This window comes from Microtetraspora niveoalba, assembly GCF_001570405.1.
GTDB lineage: Bacteria > Actinomycetota > Actinomycetes > Streptosporangiales > Streptosporangiaceae > Microtetraspora > Microtetraspora niveoalba.
Window position 1 is genome coordinate 1 of sequence record NZ_BBYM01000044.1, and the last position, 18,508, is coordinate 18,508.

The 18,508-nt window shown below is 71.4% G+C and carries 14 protein-coding genes; 11 read left to right on the top strand and 3 right to left on the bottom strand.

The window, feature by feature from the left end:
* From AWQ70_RS32840 to narI, 4 genes are all read left to right on the top strand, one after another.
* Nucleotides 1–2,984, top strand: a 2,984-nt coding sequence (locus AWQ70_RS32840) for a nitrate reductase subunit alpha (RefSeq protein WP_067185135.1), incomplete at its 5' end; no start/stop codon positions are given.
* A gap of 67 nt (nt 2,985–3,051) precedes the next feature.
* On the top strand, nt 3,052–4,707 hold the full coding sequence (gene narH, locus AWQ70_RS32845) for a nitrate reductase subunit beta (protein WP_067185138.1): 1,656 nt from the start codon (nt 3,052–3,054) through the stop codon (nt 4,705–4,707).
* Nucleotides 4,704–5,360, top strand: coding sequence for a nitrate reductase molybdenum cofactor assembly chaperone (gene narJ, locus AWQ70_RS32850; RefSeq protein ID WP_084518069.1), 657 nt, complete (start codon nt 4,704–4,706; stop codon nt 5,358–5,360). The genes narH and narJ overlap by 4 nt, the downstream gene beginning before the upstream one ends.
* Nucleotides 5,357–6,103 (top strand): respiratory nitrate reductase subunit gamma, encoded by a 747-nt coding sequence (gene narI, locus AWQ70_RS32855; RefSeq protein ID WP_067185141.1) that lies wholly within the window; start codon nt 5,357–5,359, stop codon nt 6,101–6,103. Before narJ ends, narI begins: the two co-directional genes overlap by 4 nt.
* Before the next feature lie 220 nt (nt 6,104–6,323).
* Here narI and AWQ70_RS32860 read toward each other — a convergent pair whose 3' ends face one another.
* Both AWQ70_RS32860 and AWQ70_RS32865 read right to left on the bottom strand, forming a co-directional pair.
* A complete protein-coding gene (locus AWQ70_RS32860) occupies nt 6,324–7,220 on the bottom strand; it encodes an RNA polymerase sigma-70 factor (RefSeq protein WP_067185144.1) in 897 nt (298 codons plus the stop codon).
* A 180-nt stretch (nt 7,221–7,400) separates the two neighbouring features.
* A complete protein-coding gene (locus tag AWQ70_RS32865; RefSeq protein WP_067185147.1) occupies nt 7,401–8,630 on the bottom strand; it encodes an NAD(P)/FAD-dependent oxidoreductase in 1,230 nt (409 codons plus the stop codon).
* Between the two features lie 247 nt (nt 8,631–8,877).
* On the opposite strand from AWQ70_RS32865, the gene AWQ70_RS32870 reads away from it, so the two are divergent.
* Together AWQ70_RS32870 and AWQ70_RS32875 are read left to right on the top strand one after the other, a co-directional pair.
* Entirely contained in the window at nt 8,878–10,080 is a 1,203-nt protein-coding gene (locus AWQ70_RS32870; protein ID WP_067185151.1) for an NAD(P)/FAD-dependent oxidoreductase, read from the top strand.
* A gap of 18 nt (nt 10,081–10,098) precedes the next feature.
* Nucleotides 10,099–11,061, top strand: coding sequence for a sigma-70 family RNA polymerase sigma factor (locus AWQ70_RS32875; RefSeq protein ID WP_174552446.1), 963 nt, complete (start codon nt 10,099–10,101; stop codon nt 11,059–11,061).
* Between the two features lie 29 nt (nt 11,062–11,090).
* Here AWQ70_RS32875 and AWQ70_RS32880 read toward each other — a convergent pair whose 3' ends face one another.
* Entirely contained in the window at nt 11,091–11,675 is a 585-nt protein-coding gene (locus AWQ70_RS32880; protein WP_067185158.1) for a hemerythrin domain-containing protein, read from the bottom strand.
* A gap of 227 nt (nt 11,676–11,902) precedes the next feature.
* On the opposite strand from AWQ70_RS32880, the gene AWQ70_RS32885 reads away from it, so the two are divergent.
* The 5 genes from AWQ70_RS32885 to nrfD form a co-directional block, all read left to right on the top strand.
* A complete protein-coding gene (locus AWQ70_RS32885; protein ID WP_067185160.1) occupies nt 11,903–13,105 on the top strand; it encodes an SAM domain-containing protein in 1,203 nt (400 codons plus the stop codon).
* Nucleotides 13,106–13,111: 6 nt separating this feature from the next.
* Nucleotides 13,112–13,498 (top strand): hypothetical protein, encoded by a 387-nt coding sequence (locus tag AWQ70_RS32890; protein WP_067185164.1) that lies wholly within the window; start codon nt 13,112–13,114, stop codon nt 13,496–13,498.
* A 2-nt stretch (nt 13,499–13,500) separates the two neighbouring features.
* A complete protein-coding gene (gene fdh / locus AWQ70_RS32895) occupies nt 13,501–16,755 on the top strand; it encodes a formate dehydrogenase (protein ID WP_067185167.1) in 3,255 nt (1,084 codons plus the stop codon).
* A gap of 148 nt (nt 16,756–16,903) precedes the next feature.
* Nucleotides 16,904–17,770 (top strand): 4Fe-4S dicluster domain-containing protein, encoded by an 867-nt coding sequence (locus AWQ70_RS32900; protein ID WP_245647263.1) that lies wholly within the window; start codon nt 16,904–16,906, stop codon nt 17,768–17,770.
* Between the two features lie 35 nt (nt 17,771–17,805).
* Nucleotides 17,806–18,508: NrfD/PsrC family molybdoenzyme membrane anchor subunit (nrfD, locus tag AWQ70_RS32905; RefSeq protein WP_245647264.1), on the top strand; the 703-nt coding region annotated here is incomplete at its 3' end.

Consider the following 18,508-nt stretch of genomic DNA (forward strand, 5'->3'; position numbering starts at 1 on the left):
TGGCCTCGCCGCAGGTGTTCGGGGATCAGACGGACGTGCCGGAGTCGGCCGATTGGTGGGACGCGGCCTACCTGATGTTGTGGGGGTCGAACGTCCCGGTGACGCGTACGCCGGACGCGCATTACATGGCCGAGGCGCGCTACCGCGGCCAGAAGGTGGTCGTGCTGTCCCCGGACTACAGCGACGCGGCCAAGTTCGCCGACGAGTGGCTGGCCCCGCACCCGGGCACCGACGGCGCGCTGGCGATGGCGATGGGCCACGTCATCCTCACCGAACACTTCGTCCGCCGCCAGACGCCGTACTTCACCGGGTATGTGAAGAGTTTCACCGACCTGCCGTTCCTGGTCCGGCTCCGCGAACACGACGGCGACCTCGTGCCGGACAAGTTCCTCACCGCCGCCGACCTGGGCGAAGACGGGCCCGAGGCCGCGTTCAAGACCGTCCTCCTGGACGGGCGCACCGGCGAGCCCGCGATCCCGGGCGGTTCACTCGGCTTCCGGTACGCGCAGGAGGGCGAGGGCCGCTGGAACCTCGACCTCGGCGACATCGACCCCGCCCTCACCCTCCACGACACGGGTGACGCCGACTCCGCGGTCGTCGCCCTGCCGCGCTTCGACCAGCCCGCCGCCGGCGTCCTGCGCAGAGGTGTCCCGGTGCGGCGGGTGGGCGGCCACCTGGTGACCACGGTCTTCGATCTGCTGCTGGCGCAGTACGGCGTGGCCCGGCCGGGGCTGCCCGGCCAGTGGCCGACCGGTTACGACGACCCGGCCACCCCGTACACCCCGGCGTGGCAGGAGAAGATCACGTCGGTGCCGGCCGAGAAGGCGGCAAGGATCGCCCGCGAGTTCGCCGCCAACGCCGAGGAGTCGCAGGGCCGCTCCATGATCATCATGGGGGCGGGCACCAACCACTGGTTCCACTCGGACACGATGTACCGCACCTTCCTGGCCCTCCTCACGATCACCGGCTGCCAGGGCGTCAACGGCGGCGGCTGGGCGCACTATGTCGGACAGGAGAAGTGCCGGCCGGTCACCGGCTGGGCCCAGCTCGCCAACGCGCTCGACTGGTCACGGCCGCCGCGCCAGATGATCGGCACCGCGTACTGGTACCTGCACACCGACCAGTGGCGCTACGACACGTACACCACGGATGTGGTCGCCTCCCCGCTGGGGACCGGCACGTTCGCCGGGAAGGCGACGGCGGATCTGCTCGCGCAGTCGGCGCGGCTGGGCTGGATGCCGTCGTATCCGACGTTCAACCGCAACCCGCTCGACCTGGCCGACGAGGCGGAGGCGTCCGGCCAGGAGGCCGGGCCGTACATCGTGGACGAGGTGCGGTCGGGACGGCTCGGCTTCGCCTGCGAGGATCCCGACGCGCCGGAGAACTGGCCGCGTGTGCTGACGGTGTGGCGGGCCAACCTGCTCGGGTCGTCGGCGAAGGGCAACGAGTACTTCCTCAAGCATCTGCTCGGGGCGGACTCCTCGCTGCGGGCCACCGAGGCGGAGCCTGGACGCCGCCCGCGCGACGTGGTCTGGCGTGACTCCTCCGAAAACGAGACCGGCGAGGGCGGGGGACCGCGCGGCAAGCTCGACCTGCTGTTGTCGCTGGACTTCCGCATGACCTCGACCACGCTGTTCAGCGACATCGTACTGCCCGCCGCGACCTGGTACGAGAAGTGCGACCTGTCCTCTACCGACATGCACCCCTTCGTCCACGCGTTCACCCCCGCGATCGACCCGCCCTGGCAGACCAGAACCGACTTCGCCGCCTTCCACGCCATCGCCCGCGCCTTCAGCACCCTGGCCGCGAAACACCTGGGCGTGCGCCGCGACATCGTCGCCGCGCCGCTCACCCACGACACCCCCGACGAACTCGCCACCCCGCACGGCCGCGTGCGCGACTGGCGCGAAACCGGCGAGACCCCCGTCCCCGGCCGCACCTTCCCCAAGATCATCACAGTCGAACGGGACTACGGCGCGATCGCCGACAAGATGGCCGCACTCGGCCCCCTCCTCGACCGCCTCGGCGCCACGACGAAGGGCCTCACCTTCGATCTGACCGGCGAGATCGACCGGCTCCGGCGGGAGAACGGCACGGTCAGGTCGGGGGTCGCGGCCGGGCGCCCGTCGCTGGCGACCGATGTCGCCATGTGCGAGACGATCCTCGCGCTGTCCGGGACCACGAACGGCCACCTGGCGGCCCAGGGCTTCGCCACGCTGGCCCGCCGTACCGGCACGGCGTTCGACGGGCTGGCCGACGAACACCGGCGGATCACCTTCGCCGACACCCAGGCCCGCCCCGTGCCCGTCATCACGTCGCCGGAGTGGTCGGGCAGCGAGACCGGCGGACGGCGGTACTCCGCGTTCACCACGAACGTCGAGCACCGTAAACCGTGGCACACCCTCACCGGGCGCCAGCACTTCTTCCTCGACCACGACTGGATGCAGGAGGCGGGCGAGGCGCTGCCCGTCTACCGTCCGCCGCTGAACATGACGGCTATGTTCGGCGAGCCCGAGTCGGTGGCCGACGGCGTCGTGGTGCGCTATCTGACCCCGCACTCGAAGTGGTCGATCCACTCCGAATATCAGGACAACCTGCTCATGCTGACGCTGTCACGCGGCGGGCCGACCATCTGGATGAGCCCCCGGGACGCCGCGAAGGCCGGCATCGCCGACAACGACTGGGTGGAGGCGGTCAACCGCAACGGCGTCGTCGTCGCCCGCGCCGTCGTCTCCCACCGGATGCCCAGCGGAACCGTGTACATGTACCACGCTCAGGAGCGCGTCGTGGACGTGCCGAAGAGCGAGACCACCGGCAAGCGCGGCGGCATCCACAACTCGCTGACCCGGCTGCTGGTCAAGCCGACCCATCTGATCGGCGGCTACGCCCAGCTCTCGTTCGCCTTCAACTACCTCGGCCCAACCGGCAACCAGCGGGACGAGGTCACGGTGATCCGCCGCCGGGCCCAGGAGGTCGACTACTGATGCCCGCGAGATCCCACCACGAGCCCTACCCCGACGGACACGGAGCACGAGAGACGGTGAACGACCGATGACCCGCGTCATGGCCCAACTCGCCATGGTGATGAACCTCGACAAATGCATCGGCTGCCACACCTGCTCGGTCACCTGCAAGCAGACGTGGACCAACCGGGCCGGCACCGAGTACGTCTGGTTCAACAACGTCGAGACCCGCCCCGGCCAGGGCTACCCCCGCACGTACCAGGACCAGGAGAAGTGGCAGGGCGGCTGGGAGCTGGACCGGCGCGGCCGCCTCCGGCTGAAGGCGGGTGGGCGGCTGCGCAAGCTGCTCACCATCTTCGCCAACCCCGTCATGCCGTCGATCCAGGACTACTACGAGCCCTGGACGTACGACTACGACCGGCTCTTCTCCGCGCCGGTCCAGGACAGCACCCCCGTCGCCCGCCCCCGGTCGCTCATCAGCGGTGAGCCCACGAAGATCACGTGGAGTGCGAACTGGGACGACAACCTGGCCGGCGGGCCGGAGCTGGCCCCCTCCGACCCGATCCTGAAGCGGATGTCGGAGCAGGTCACGCTGGACTTCGAGCGGGCGTTCATGTTCTATCTGCCGCGCATCTGCGAGCACTGCCTGAACCCGTCGTGCGTGGCCTCCTGCCCGTCCGGCGCGATGTACAAGCGTTCGGAGGACGGCATCGTGCTGGTGGACCAGGACCGGTGCCGCGGCTGGCGGATGTGCGTCACCGGCTGCCCGTACAAGAAGGTCTACTTCAACCACAAGACCGGGAAAGCCGAGAAGTGCACCTTCTGCTATCCGCGCGTCGAGGTCGGCCTGCCGACGGTGTGCTCGGAGACCTGCGTCGGGCGGCTGCGCTATCTCGGAGTGCTGCTGTACGACGCCGACCGGGTCACCGAGGCGGCGACCGTCCCGGACGAGAAGGACCTGTTCGAGGCGCACAAGAACGTCCTGCTCGACCCCAACGACCCCGACGTCGTCGCCGCAGCGCGCAGGGACGGCATCCCCGAGGACTGGCTGGAGGCGGCCCGCCGCTCCCCGATCCACAAGCTGATCTTCGACTTCGGGGTGGCGCTGCCACTGCACCCGGAGTTCCGCACCCTGCCCATGGTCTGGTACATCCCGCCGCTGTCCCCGGTCGTGGACGCGCTGGCGAACACCGGCCACGACGGCGAGGAGGCCGGGAACCTGTTCGGCGCCATCGACGCCCTGCGCATCCCCGTGGAGTACCTCGCCGAACTCTTCACCGCCGGTGACCCCGAACCCGTACGCGCGGTGCTACGCCGCCTGGCCGCGATGCGCTCCTACATGCGCCGGATCAACCTGGGCCGGCCCCGCAAGGAGTCGATCGCCACGGCCGTCGGCATGACGGGCGAGAAGATCGAGGAGATGCACCGGCTGCTCGCCATCGCCGCGTACGACGAGCGCTACGTGATCCCCAAGGCCCACGCCGAGCAGGGGGCCAGGCTGGAGGAGCTCGCCACCGGATGCAGCCTCGACTACGAGGGCGGCCCGGGGATGAGCGGCCCGTTCGGGGAGGCGTCCGGCCGTCCGCGCCCGGTCGCCGTCGAGACCTTCCACGCGCTGAAGGAACGCCAGGAGAGCGGTGCGCTCGTGGATCCCGAGGAGAGGGCGGGCCGGGTGAACCTCCTCAACTGGGACGGAAAGGGACTGCCCGACGGGCTGTTCCCGAACAGGAAGAAGGAGTCATGACGCGCCACTCCGGCACAGGAACCGCCCCCGCGCGCACCTCGGACCGGGCCGTGCGCACCGTCCACATGGTGGCCTCGATCCTGCTCGGCTACCCCGACGAGCGCCTGACGGACGCCCGCCCGGTCCTCGCCGACGCCGTGGCCACGCTCGAACCCGGCGAGGCGAGCCGGCACCTGACCGCGTTCCTCGCCCACCTCGACACCACCCCCCTGCCCGACCTGGCCGCCCACTACGTCGCCGTCTTCGACCTCAAACGCCGCTGCTGCCCCTACCTCACCTACTACACCTACGGCGACACCCGCCGCCGCGGCATGGCCCTCCTGCGCTTCAACCACGCCTACCGCGCCGCCGGATACCAGCCACCCGACGGCGAACTCCCCGACCACCTCGCCGCCGTCTGCGAACTCTCCGGACGCGGCGCCACCGACCACGCCATCCGCCTGCTCCGCGAACACCACGCCGGCATCCACGTCCTGCACCAAGCCCTCACCGCCGAACACTCCCCCTACGCCCACGTCGTCGCCGCCGTCCTGGCCACCCTCCCCCCACCCGGCCCCCGCGAACGCGCCACCGCACTCCGCCTGGCCGCCCAAGGACCACCCGCCGAAGAGGTCGGCCTCGAACCCTTCGCCCTCACTGGAGACCCCCGTTGAACGCACTGGACCTGATCCTCTGGGGGATCGCCCCGTACCTGGCCCTCACCGTCTTCGTGCTCGGCCACGTCTGGCGTTACCGGTACGACAAGTTCGGCTGGACCACCCGCTCCTCGCAGCTCTACGAGTCGCGGCTGCTGCGCGTCGGGAGCCCGCTGTTCCACTTCGGCGTGCTGATGGTGCTGCTCGGGCACGTCGGGGGCCTGGTGGTGCCCAAGAGCTGGACCGAGGCGGCCGGAGTGTCGGAGGAGATGTACCACGTGGTGGCCGTGGTGCTCGGCACGGTCGCGGGCGTGTGCACCCTGGCCGGCCTCGCGATCCTCATCTACCGCCGCCGTACGGTCGGCCCGGTCTTCATCGCGACCACCCGAAACGACAAGCTCATGTACGCGATGCTCGCCCTGACGCTGGTGCTCGGCCTGTCGGCCACGGTCGTGGCCAACGTCCTCGGCGGCGGCTACGACTACCGCACGACCATCTCGCCGTGGTTCCGCTCGGTCTTCGCCTTCCAGCCCGAGATATCGCTGATGGCCGGGGCGCCGCTGCTGTTCCAGTTGCACGCCCTGAGCGCCCTCGCGCTGTTCGCGGTCTGGCCCTTCACCCGGCTGGTGCACATGCTCACCGCGCCGATCGGCTACCTGACCCGGCCGTACGTCGTGTACCGCAGCCGCGACCTCGGCGGTGAGCGCGGCACCCGGCCCGCCCGGCGCGGCTGGGAGCCGGCCGGCCCGCCGCGCCGCTGAGTACGCCCCGCTGAGCGGGGCCGCCGCCCCCGGACCGTACCGGCGGTGGCCCCGCCGGCCGGTACCGGGGGCGGCTCACCCGGGCTCACGTCCACGGCCGACAGGTACGCGTCGATGGTGTCGGGGGCGCGGCGGCCGTTCTTCAGGTGGCGGCGGAAGCCGCGCACGGCGATGGGGGCGGTGAGCGGGTCGCCGTCCAGCGCGCCTGTGCCGCCGGCTTTCAGCGCAGGGTGAGCGGGGTCTGGGAGGTGAGGTAGGTCAGCTTGTCGGGGTTGCGTACGTAGTAGAGGCCGGTGATGCGGTCGTCCTCCACCCGGACCGCCAGGACGCCGTCGATCTCGCCGTCCAGGCGGACGAGGAGTGCCGGATTGCCGTTGACCACGGTGGGCTCACCGGTGAGTGTTCCTTCGACCTTGCCGAGACCACCGAGGAACATGCGGGCCACCTTCTCGCAGCCGGTGACCGGCCGTAGCGCGGCCTGCTTGAGGCCGCCGCCGTCGCTGATGAGGACCACCTCGGGGGCGAGCACGTTCAGCAGTTTCTGCGGGTTTCTGGTTTCGATCGCATGATGGAACGCTTCCAGAGCCGCCCGGGTCTGGCGGGGGGAGATTCTCGTGCGGGGGCGGCGGGCTTTGACGTGCCGGCGGGCGCGATGGGCGATCTGGCGGACGGCCGCGGGGCTCTTTCCGACGGCGGCCGCGACCTCGTCGTAGCCGAGGTCGAAGACCTCGCGCAGCACGAACACGGCACGCTCGGTCGGCGACAGCGTCTCCAGCACGAGCATGAGCGCCATGGACATGCTCTCGGCGAGCTCGACGTCGGCGGCCACGTCCGGCGCGGTCAGCAGTGGTTCGGGCAGCCAGGGGCCGATGTAGGCCTCCTTGCGGCGCTTCATGCTGCGCAGCCGGTTGAGCGATTGGCGGGTGGTGATGCGGACCAGGTAGGCGCGCTGGTCGTGCACCTGCTCCAGGTCGACCTTGACCCACCGCAGCCAGGTCTCCTGCAGGACGTCCTCCGCGTCGGCGGCCGAGCCGAGCATCTCGTAGGCGACGGTGAACAGCAGGTTGCGGTGGGCGACGAAGGCTTCGGTCGCCGCGCCGGCGGTGTGGTCGCGCAAATCCCGGCCCTTCTCCCCTACAGCCCGGCCCTGGCCGCCGATGGGCTTCAAGCATGCATCCACGACACGTTCCTCGTTCGCCGGCAGCCGTTCGATCCGGCCCGCTGTTCGATGCGATCGGCAGCAGGCAGCCGAGCTGTCCGGTCGGAAGACGGCCCGGCTCATGCGGTCCGGATCTGCTCACGGCCGACCGGACTGTCCACGCATGCCCGGCTGAACAGCCGGGTCAGCCTCGGCCGGCGCCTCGCGGCGTCTGGTCTGCAGCAGCGCCAGGCGCTTGTCGTCCTTGACCCAGGTGAGTGAGCCGGGCTTGCGGGCCTCGTCGGCCAGATGCTTGACGGTGCTCTGGCACACGAACTCCTTGAGCTTGGCGCCCGGGCGGCCGGCCACGTAGAACCTGTTGGCGGTGTCGTCCCGGTGGGCGAACTGGAAGATGCCGGCGCGACGCCCCAAGCTGATGCACTGGCCGAAGAAGCCCAGGTTGAGGGGTGCGGGCTGCTCGCCCGCGATGCGGCGAAGCACCGTGTCGGCGGCATGCGCCCCGATTCTCGTGGCGGACTGGCAGCTCATCCGCAAGGGCAGATCCGACGGCGCCGCCGCATCCCCCGCCGCGACGATGCGCACGTCGTCCACGCTGGTCAAGGTTTCGTCGGTGAGCAGGCGGCCCACGGCATCGACGCTCAATCCGCTGCGCGCGGCCAGGTCCGGCACGCCGAACCCGGCGGTCCAGATGGTCACCGGGCTCGGCAGTCGGCGGCCGTCGCCGAGGTGCACCGCATCGCGGGTGACCGCGGTCACCTTCGCCTCGGGGCCTTCGAGCACGGTCACACCGAGCGTGGCCAGCCGCCTGGCGACCGAGCGCCGGCCCCGCGGGTGCAGGTACGGGCCGAGCACCCGGCCGCACACCAGGGTCACGGTGCGGCCCAGCTCCGCCAGCTCGGCCGCGGTCTCGATGCCGGTCGGGCCGGCCCCGACCACCGTCACCGCGGCTGTGGCGGGAGCGGCGTCGAGGACCGGCCGCAGCCGCTGCGCCTCTTCCAGGGCGGCGATCGGGTAGGCGAACTCGGTCGCTCCGGGCACGCTCGGGTCGGCGCTGCCGCTGCCCACCGCGTAGATCAGGTAGTCGTAGCCGATCGTGCCGCCGGTCGCCACCAGCACGCTGCGTTCGGCCGCGTCGATCCGGGTCGCGGTGTCGACCACCAGCCGGACGCCGGGGGCCAGGACGTCCTGGTAGCCGACGATCGCGTCGTCGGACCCGCCCACGAGTTGGTGCAGGCGGATCCGCTCGACGAAGCTCGGCCGCGCGTTGATGAGCGTCACCGACACGTCATCGCGCTGAGTCAGCCGATTGGCCGCCAGGACACCGGCGTATCCGCCGCCGATCACGACCACTTTGATGCTCTTGACCACGGTATGCCCTTCATTTCCAGAGGTTCGGCTTCAAGACACCGCCTGATCGAGAGCTGTGACAGAGTGTGAGACAGATCACTACTACAGGTGGGTCAGTGCCCTCTACCGGCCGGGTGACGGATGCGCTCGCACATCGCCGGGCGTCGCTCCTGCCGTTCTGTGACCCATGCCACACGCAGTTCCTGTCAGCAATCGGGGCGCCGTTCCGCTCAACTCACGGGAGCAAGCGAACCGACAGGAGCAACACATGAAGCACCGCATCGTCGTCCTCGGCGCCGGCTATGCCGGGGCCTACGTGGCCGGGAACCTGGCCCGCCGGCTGTCCCCGGCGGACACCGAGATCACCGTGGTCAACGCTGAGCCGGACTTCGTCGAGCGGCTGCGGCTGCACCAGCTCGCGGCCGGCCAGGAGATCGAGGCTCGGAAGCTCGCCGACGTCTTCGCGGGCACGGGGATACGGCTGCGCCTGGCCCGTGTCACCGCCGTCGACCCCGAGCGCCAGGTCGTCGCCGTGGCGGACGCCGACGGCGGCGGCGAGCTCGGCTACGACACGCTCTTCTACGCGCTCGGCAGCCACGGAGACGACTGCGGCGTGCCCGGCGCGGCCGAGCACGCCTTCGACATCGCCGGTCGGCCCTCGGCGCTGCGCCTGCGCGAGCGCCTGGACAGCCTGGACAGGCGGGGCGAAGCCGGGAGTGTGCTGGTCGTCGGCGACGGGTTGACCGGCATCGAGACCGCCACCGAGCTCGCCGAGTCCCGGCCCCGCCTGTCGGTGGTGCTGATCGCCCGCGGCGAGCTGGGCGCCCGGCTCTCCGCCGGAGCCCGCGGCCACCTGCGCCAGGCCTGCGACCGGCTGGGCATCACCGTCCTGGAGCACACCAGCGTCGAAGCCGTCGAAGCGACGCGGGTGCTGTGCGCCGACGGCACCGCCCTGGCCTCCGACGCGACCGTGTGGACGGCCGGGTTCGCGGTCAGCCCCATCGCCGCCGCAGGCGGGCTGGAGGTCACCGAGAACGGCCGGATCGTCGTCGATCGCACCATGCGGTCGGTCTCGCACCCGAACGTCTACGCCGTCGGCGACAGCGCCTACGCCATCGGCGACAACGGCCGGCCGCTGCCGATGTCCTGCGCTTCGGCCGGCTTCACCGGGCTGCAGGCCACGGACGCGATCGTGGGACGCCTGACCGGCCGCAAGATCGCGAACACCAAGCTGCTCTACCCGGGCAACCACATCAGCCTCGGGCGGCGGGACGGGATCCTGCAGATGGTCGACGACGAAGCGCAGGCGAAGCCGAAGTATGTGGGCGGCCGGAAGGCCGCGCGAGTCAAGGCGGGCATCCTCAAGATGTCGCTGTGGAGCATCTCGCACCCGACCTTCGGCCTGCCCAAGCGCAAGCGCCGCCGCGTGGCCGCCGCGCCGGATGCGTCCGCCGAGAAGGCGGTCGCGTAGGCGCCTAGGGTGGCCCGCGTGGACAGCACCGCCACTGATCGCTTCGACACCGGTCGGTTCGAGGCCAGCCGGAACCGGCTGGCCTCGCTGGCGTACCGGCTGCTGGGCTCCGCCGCCGACGCCGAAGACGCCGTGCAGGATGCGTTCCTGCACTGGCAGGCCGCCGACCGGCAGCGGATCAAGGTGCCGGAAGCATGGCTGACCAAGGTCGTCACCAACCTGTGCCTCGACCGGCTCCGCTCGGCACAAACCCGCCGCGAACGCACCGTCGGCGCCTGGCTGCCCGAACCGCTGCTCGACGGCGACCCGATGCTCGGCCCGGCCGACACTTTCGAGCAGCGCGAATCGGTCTCCCTGGCCGTGCTGACTCTCATGGAGCGCCTGTCACCCTTCGAGCGGGCCGTCTACCTCCTGCGCGAAGCGTTCTCCTACAGCCACGCCGAGATCGCCGAGATCCTCGACATCACCGAGTCCGCGAGCCAGCAGCACCTCCACCGGGCCCGGCGCCGCGTCACCGCCGCGCGCCGCCGCGGCGGCGGCGAAGTCGACCCGGCATCCGCCCGCAGGATCGTCGAGGAATTCCTCGCCGCCGCCTTCTCGGGCCGTACCGAACGGCTGGTGGCGCTGCTCACCGACGACGCGACCGCGATCTCCGACTCCAACGGCGCCGGCGTGACCGAGGCGCTACTGCGGTACGACACTCCGCAGCGCATCGCCGCCGTCGCACGGGCCGGCTTCAAACCCACACCCGCGAAACGGCGACGTGTCGGCGGCACACCCGCCATCCACTACGCGCTCGTCAACGGCGCCCCCGCCTTCCTCTTCGTGCTCGTCGACCAGGTCGTCGGCGCCGTGGCGTTCGACATCACCGACGGCAAGATCGCAACCGTGCGCGGCATCGGCGCCCCCACGCGCCTCGCCCGCCTCACCGAAGCCTGGCGGCAGCACGAACCGGACACGACGCTCATCACCCACTGGTGACCCGACGCCGACCGCGGCCAGGCCGGCGGTCAGCTCCGCTTGCCGATGGCCTGGCGGATGACGTCGCGGGCCCGGTCCATCATCGCCACCGGCGTCCCGATCAGCAGGTTCTTGGTGGCCGACTCGGTGCCCGGGTGAGGGTGGGTGGGCGCGATCGCCTCCGCGGCCTTGACCGCGGCCGCGAGGACCCGGCGCTCGGCGGCCGTCGTGTGCGCGCGGAACCGCGGGAACTCGTAGCGTTCCTCGCTGCGCGCGTGCGCGGTCACCGCGCCGCGCAACAAAGCGAGCTTCTCCATGAACTCGGGGCCGTCGGACCCGGCCTGGTCCATCTCCATGAGGAGCTGCTTGGCCTGGTTCTCCTCCACCAGCCGGTCCTCCACGACCCCCGCGCCGCCGTCGAGCTTGCGCCGCGCGTACGGGTGGACCACCTCCTCCTCGGCGGTCTCGTGTACGGCCAGCATCCGCACCAGGCGGGTGAACGCCTCACCGCGCCGCTCGGGCGGGGCCTGCTCCACCTCGTCGAACAGGTCCCTGATCATCGCGTGCTGGGCCAGCAGCAGGTCGACGACATCGGTCTCGTCCATCAACTCGGGGGCGGTCCGCTTCTCCGTCATGGTGCCTCCTTCCGGGCAGGGTCGGGTCTTCCCCGGCCCGCCGGAGGCCACGCCAGGGCTTGCCAAGCGCAGAACGTTCACGGAGGCGATGAGGGGAATCCCTGGAGAGCCCGCCGGGTACGCCCGGCATCGCGGTCGCCGACGGCCGCGTGGGATATCGGGATCCGGTGTGCGTGGCAGTGCCGGGCAGCTCGGACACGAGCCGAGGGCGAAGGAGCCGAGGGCAGATGACCTTCAACCCATTGCGCGAGCGGGGCATCCCGCTCGACCAGCAGGTACGCAACTGGAGCGAGCTGAACGTCATGCCGATCGACCCGGATCACACCGATCCGTACACGCGGTGCCGGGTCATCGCGATGAACGGCATCGAGATCGAGGCGATCCTGTTCAGCCACCACCTGTCCAGGCACTGCCCCGACCTGGAGACCAGGCAGCAGCTCGCGCGGGTGCGCTACATCGAGGCGCAGCAGCAGAAGGCGGTCAACTGGCTGCTGCCGGGCGTCGCCTCGGTGCTGGAGACGACGATCGCCTATGAGCAGGTCGCGGTGGACCTGACCGCCTGGGTGGCGAGGATGGAGCCCGACGGCTATCTGAAGCAGGCCTACCAGTTCGGCCTGCTGGAGGACTTCGACCACCTCTACCGGTACGCGAACCTGTTCGAGATGATCGAGCACCGCAAGGCGGAGACGATCGTCGACCGGGTGACCGAGGTGATGCCGGGCCGCCCGACCTACCTGCACCACCGGGACGGCATGGACAACGTGCGCGAGCCGTACAACAAGAGCTCGGCGGCCCCCCTGTCCAAGATGCACGCGCTGACGATCATGTCCGCCGAGCAGCAGACGATGAACTTCTACATGAACACCGGTCCGATGTACATGGAGCCGATCGCCCGGCAGCTCTACCAGGAGATCGGGATGATCGAGGAGGAGCACGTCACCCACTACGAGTCGCTGGTGGACCCCGGCGAGACCTGGTGGGAGCGGCTGCTCCTGCACGAGTACAACGAGTGCTACCTCTACCACTCGTTCATGGAGACCGAGTCCGACCGCAGGGTGCGGTCCGTCTGGGAGCTGCACCTCAACATGGAGCTGGAGCACCTGCGGCTGGCGGCGGAGCTGTTCAAGAGGCACGACGGCCGCGACCCCGAGCAGGTGGTGGGCGACCGCCTGCCCAAGCCGGTGACCTTCGAGCCGAACAAGGACTACGTGCGCGAGCTGCTCGCAACGCAGATCGACTACACGACGCTGGGCACCGGCTACGTCCAGGAGGCGCACGAGCGGTTCCAGCGCATGCAGGACAAGGTCATGGGCGGCGAGCGGCCCCCGTCGGAGGTCGTCATCGACGAGAACCGCCACAAGTCCGGCGAGGAGTACCGGCTCCAGACCGAGGGCCCGCACCCCGTGCAGAGCCTGCGGGTCCACCGCTGACCCGCGATGCCGAGCAAGGAGCAGGTGCTCGCGCTGCTGTCCCAGGGGCACGGCTACGACGAGATCGCCGGGATCCTCGGCATCCCGGCCGGTCAGGCGTACCTGGTGGCGACGGGCATCCCCGCGGACGGCGGTGACACCGTCACCGCCGCGCAGCGGGAACGGCCCGGCGTGCTGCCCTCGCGCACCCAGCGCCTGGTGAACCCGCGTGAGGTCAACCCGACCGGCCGGGGCGACGTGCGCGAGTGGATCCGCGAGCGGGCCCGGCGTGACCACCCGGGCCCGGCCGCCCGGAAACAGGCCCGGAAACAACCCCGGAAGCAACCTCGGAAGCACGCCGGGGAACAGGCGGGCGAGCGGCCGGGGCGGCCGCCGGCGGAGGAGGGGAGCTGACCGTGGACCTCTGGGAACGTCTCGGCTCGTGGCCGGTGCTGCGGCAGCTCACCGGCGAGGACCGCACCGGGCGGGCGGCGGCGGTGAAGTCGGCCCGCAGCGCCTCGCTGACCGCCCGTACGGCGACCGCCGACCGCGTGGTCAAGTCGGTCTGCCCGTACTGCGCGGTCGGCTGCGCCCAGAACGTCTATGTGGACGACGAGAAGGTCGTGCAGATCGAGGGCGACCCGGACTCCCCCGTCAGCCGGGGCCGGCTCTGCCCGAAGGGCGCCGCCTCCCTCCAGCTCACCACCGGCTCCGGCCGCGTGCACACGGTCCTGCATCGGCCCCCGTACGCGCGCGAGTGGCGGGAGATCGACCTCGACACCGCGATGGACATGGTGGCCGACCGCGTCATCGCCACCCGCCGGCGGACCTGGGAGTGGGAGTCGGACGGCAGGCGCACCGCCCGCACGATGGGCATCGCCGCGCTCGGCGGCGCCACCCTCGACAACGAGGAGAACTACCTGATCAAAAAGCTGCTGACCGCGCTGGGCGTGGTGCAGATCGAGAACCAGGCCCGGGTGTGCCACAGCTCGACGGTCGTCGGCCTCGGCACGTCCTTCGGCCGGGGCGGCGCGACCACGTTCATGCAGGACCTGCAGCACTCCGACTGCGTCATCATCGAGGGCTCCAACTTCGCCGAGGCGCACCCGGTGGGCTTCCAGTGGGTGATGGAGGCGAAGGCGCGCGGCGCCGTCGTGATCCACGTCGACCCGCGCTTCACCCGGACCAGCGCGCTCGCCGACCTGCACGTGCCGATCCGCGCCGGAACGGACGTGGCCTTCCTCGGCGCGATCATCAACCACGTCCTCGCCAATGAGCTGTACTTCCGGGAGTACGTGGCCCACTACACCAACGCCGCCACGATCGTCGGCGAGGACTACCGCGACACCGAGGACCTCGACGGGCTCTTCTCGGGCTTCAACCCGGAGACCCGGCACTACGACGTCGAGACCTGGCAGTACGAGGGCATGTCGGTGGTCGCGGCGGCCGGCGAGCGCGACGAGGAGTACGACAGGCGGACCGGCGGCGGCAGCTCGGTCCGCTCCGCCGGGCGTTCGGAGATGCACGGCGGCGCCGGGATGCCGATGCGGGGCACGCCGCTGCGCGACGAGACGATGCGCCACCCGCGCTGCGTCCTGCAGATCCTCAAACGCCACTACGCCCGCTACACCCCGGAGATGGTCGAGCGGGTCTGCGGCATCCCGCGCGACCTGTTCGCCGAGGTCTGCCGCCACCTGACGGAGAACTCGGGGCCGGAGCGCACCGCGTCGTTCGTGTACGCGGTGGGCTGGACCCAGCACAGCGACGGCTCCCAGTTCATCCGTGCCGCGAGCATCCTGCAGCTCCTGCTGGGCAACATCGGCCGTCCGGGCGGCGGCATCCAGGCGCTGCGCGGGCACGCCAGCATCCAGGGGTCGAGCGACATCCCGACCCTGTTCAACCTGCTGCCCGGCTACATCCCGATGCCGCACGCGCACCAGCACGAGACGCTCGACGAGTTCGTCCAGGCCGACTCCCCGCAGAAGGGCTACTGGGCGCAGATGCGCGCGTACACCGTCAGCCTGCTCAAGGCGTGGTGGGGGCCCTCGGCGCGGCCGGACAACGACTTCCGCTTCGACTACCTGCCCCGCCTGACCGGCAGCCACAGCACGTACGACACCGTGATGGCCCAGCTCGACGGCACCTGCAAGGGATACCTCCTGCTGGGCGAGAACCCGGCGGTCGGCTCCGCGAACGCGAAGATGCAGCGCCTGGCGATGGCGAACCTCGACTGGCTGGTGGTGCGCGACTTCCGCCTGATCGAGAGCGCGACCTGGTGGAAGGACGGCCCGGAGACGGAGACCGGCGAGCTGCGCACCGAGGACGTCGCCACCGAGGTGTTCTTCTTCCCCGCCGCCGCGCACACCGAGAAGGACGGCTCGTTCACCAACACCAACCGGCTCGTCCAGTGGCACCACCAGGCCGTCGGCCCGCCGGGGGACGCCCGCAGCGACCTGTGGTTCATGTACCACCTCGGGCGCATCATCCGGGAGAAGCTCGCCGGCTCCGCCGACCCCATGGACGCCCCGATCCTCGACCTCACCTGGGACTACCCGACCGAGGGACGCATCGCCGAACCCGTCGCCGAGGCGGTGCTCGCGGAGATCAACGGCTGGAACGCGGACGGCGAGCCGCTGTCCGGCTACACCGAGCTCAAGGACGACGGCTCCACGTCGTGCGGCTGCTGGATCTACTGCGGTGTCTACGCCGACGGGGTGAACCAGGCGGCCCGGCGCAGGTCGGCCGAGGAGCAGGACTGGATCGCCGCCGAGTGGGCGTGGGCCTGGCCCGCCAACCGGCGGCTGCTGTACAACCGCGCCTCGGCCCGCCCGGACGGACGGCCGTGGAGCGAGCGCAAGCGGCTCGTCTGGTGGGACGAGGACGCCGGGAAGTGGACCGGCCACGACGTGCCCGACTTCGAGCCGGGCAAGCGGCCGGACTACCGCCCGCCGGAGGACGCCATCGGCGTCGAGGCGCTCGCCGGCACCGACCCGTTCATCATGCAGGCGGACGGCAAGGGCTGGCTGTTCGCCCCCGCCGGGGTGATCGACGGCCCGCTGCCCACCCACTACGAGCCGCAGGACTCGCCGGTGCCCAACGCCCTGTACGGCAGGCAGCGCAACCCCGCCCGCATGGTCTATCCGCACGAGCACAACCGCTACCACCCGAGCGCGGGCGAGCCCGGCGCGAGCGTGTACCCGTACGTGGTCACCACGTACCGGCTGACCGAGCAGTTCACGGCGGGCGGGATGAGCCGCAACACGCCGTACCTGGCGGAGCTGCAGCCGGAGATGTTCTGCGAGGTGTCGCCCGAGCTCGCCGCCGAGCGCGGCCTGGAGCACGGCGGCTGGGCGACGATCATCACCGCGCGCAACGCCATCGAGGCGCGCGTCCTCGTCACCCAGCGGATGGCCCCGCTGCGCGCGGACGGCCGGGTCGTGCACATGATCGGCCTGCCGTTCCACTGGGGGCCGAACGGCCTCAGCGCCGGCGACGCGGCGAACGAGCTGTCGTCGATCATCCTGGATCCGAACTCGCACATCCAGGAGGTCAAGGCGCTGTCCGCCGACATCAGGCCGGGCCGCCGCCCCCGGGGCCCGGCGCTTCCCGAACTGGTCCGCGCGTACCGGCGGCGGGCGGGCATCACCGAGCGCACCGGCACGGAGGTCTAGGCGCGTGGACGACACAGACGAACTGGGCACGGGCGGGCTGGGCACGGGCGGGGCGCGCCGCCGATCCCACGGACCGCTTGAGGACCCCGCCACCGCGGGCGGTTACGGCGACCACCCCAGGCGCGTCGGCTTCTTCACCGACACCAGCGTGTGCATCGGGTGCAAGGCGTGCGAGGTGGCCTGCAAGGAGTGGAACGCGATCCCCGACGACGGCCTCGCCTTCACCGGCATGTCGTACGACAACACGGTCGGCCTCGGCGCGAACACGTGGCGGCACGTCGCGTTCGTCGAGCAGCCGCGCCGCCTCGGCCGCCAGCAGGCCGGGCTGGTGACCATGGACGTCCCCGCGGAGACGGCGGCGCAGGCGCGGGCGCGCGAACCCCGCTCACTGGGGATGCCCGCGCCGGGCCCGCCGGACGGCCAGGTCGGCACCGCGCGCGACATGGACTTCCGCTGGCTGATGGCCTCCGACGTCTGCAAGCACTGCACCGAGGCCGCCTGCCTGGACGTGTGCCCGACCGGGTCGCTGTTCCGCACCGAGTTCGGCACGGTGGTGGTGCAGGAGGACATCTGCAACGGCTGCGGCTACTGCGTGCCGGCCTGCCCGTACGGCGTGCTGGGCAAGCGCGAGAACGACGGCCGGATCTGGAAGTGCACGCTGTGCTACGACCGGCTCGGGGTCGGCCAGGAGCCCGCCTGCGCCAAGAGCTGCCCGACCGACTCGATCCAGTTCGGCGAGCTGGACGAGCTGCGCGAGCGGGCCTCCCGCAGGCTCGGGCAGCTACGCGAGGCGGGGGTCGGGTCGGCCCGCCTGTACGGCCACGACCCGCGCGACGGGGTCGGCGGGACGGGCGCGTTCTTCCTGCTGCTCGACGAGCCCGAGGTCTACGGCCTGCCGCCGGACCCGGTGGTCACGACGAGGGATCTGCCGTCCATGTGGCGGCACGTCGCGGTCGCGGCGACGGCGCTGCTGGCCGGCGTCGCCGCGGTGGCGGCCTGGAAGGAGCGGGTGTGAGCACGGAACTCGACGGCAGCCAGACGGACGTGCGGATGGACTCCGACCCCGCGCTGCGGCCCGAGCGCGAGGCGCCGGTCGGGTCGGCAGGACGCCCCAGGGAGCGCGGGCGCGGCGAGCGGCTCATGGTCCCCCGGGCCGAGTTCCGGTCCTACTACGGGAGGCCGGTCATCGACCCGCCGACGTGGGAGGACCACGACATCGCCGGCTACCTGTTCCTCGGCGGGCTCGCGGGCGCGTCGTCGATCCTGGCCGCCGCCGCCGAGCTGACCGGCCGCCCGCACCTGGCCAGGGCGGCCAAGGTGGGGGCCGCGTGCGCCCTCGGCGGCTCGCTGTACTCGCTGATCCACGACCTCGGGCGGCCGGAGCGCTTCCTCAACATGCTGCGGGTGTTCAAGGTCACCTCGCCGATGAGCGTGGGCTCGTGGATCCTCGCCGGGTATGGCCCGCAGGCCGGCGTCGCGGCGGCCACCGCGATCACCGGGCGGCTGCCCCGGCTCGGCCGTACGGCGACGGTGGGAGCGGGGCTCGCCGGGGCCGCGGTCGCCACCTACACTGCGGCGCTCATCGCCGACACCGCCGTACCCGTCTGGCACGAGGCGTACCGGGAGTTGCCGCTCATGTTCGCGGGGTCGGCGGCGGCGGCCGCGGGCGGGCTGGGGATGCTGGCCGCTCCGCCCTCCGAGGCGGGCCCGGCGCGCCGCGCGGCGGCGGTCGGGGCGGCCGTCGAGTACGCCG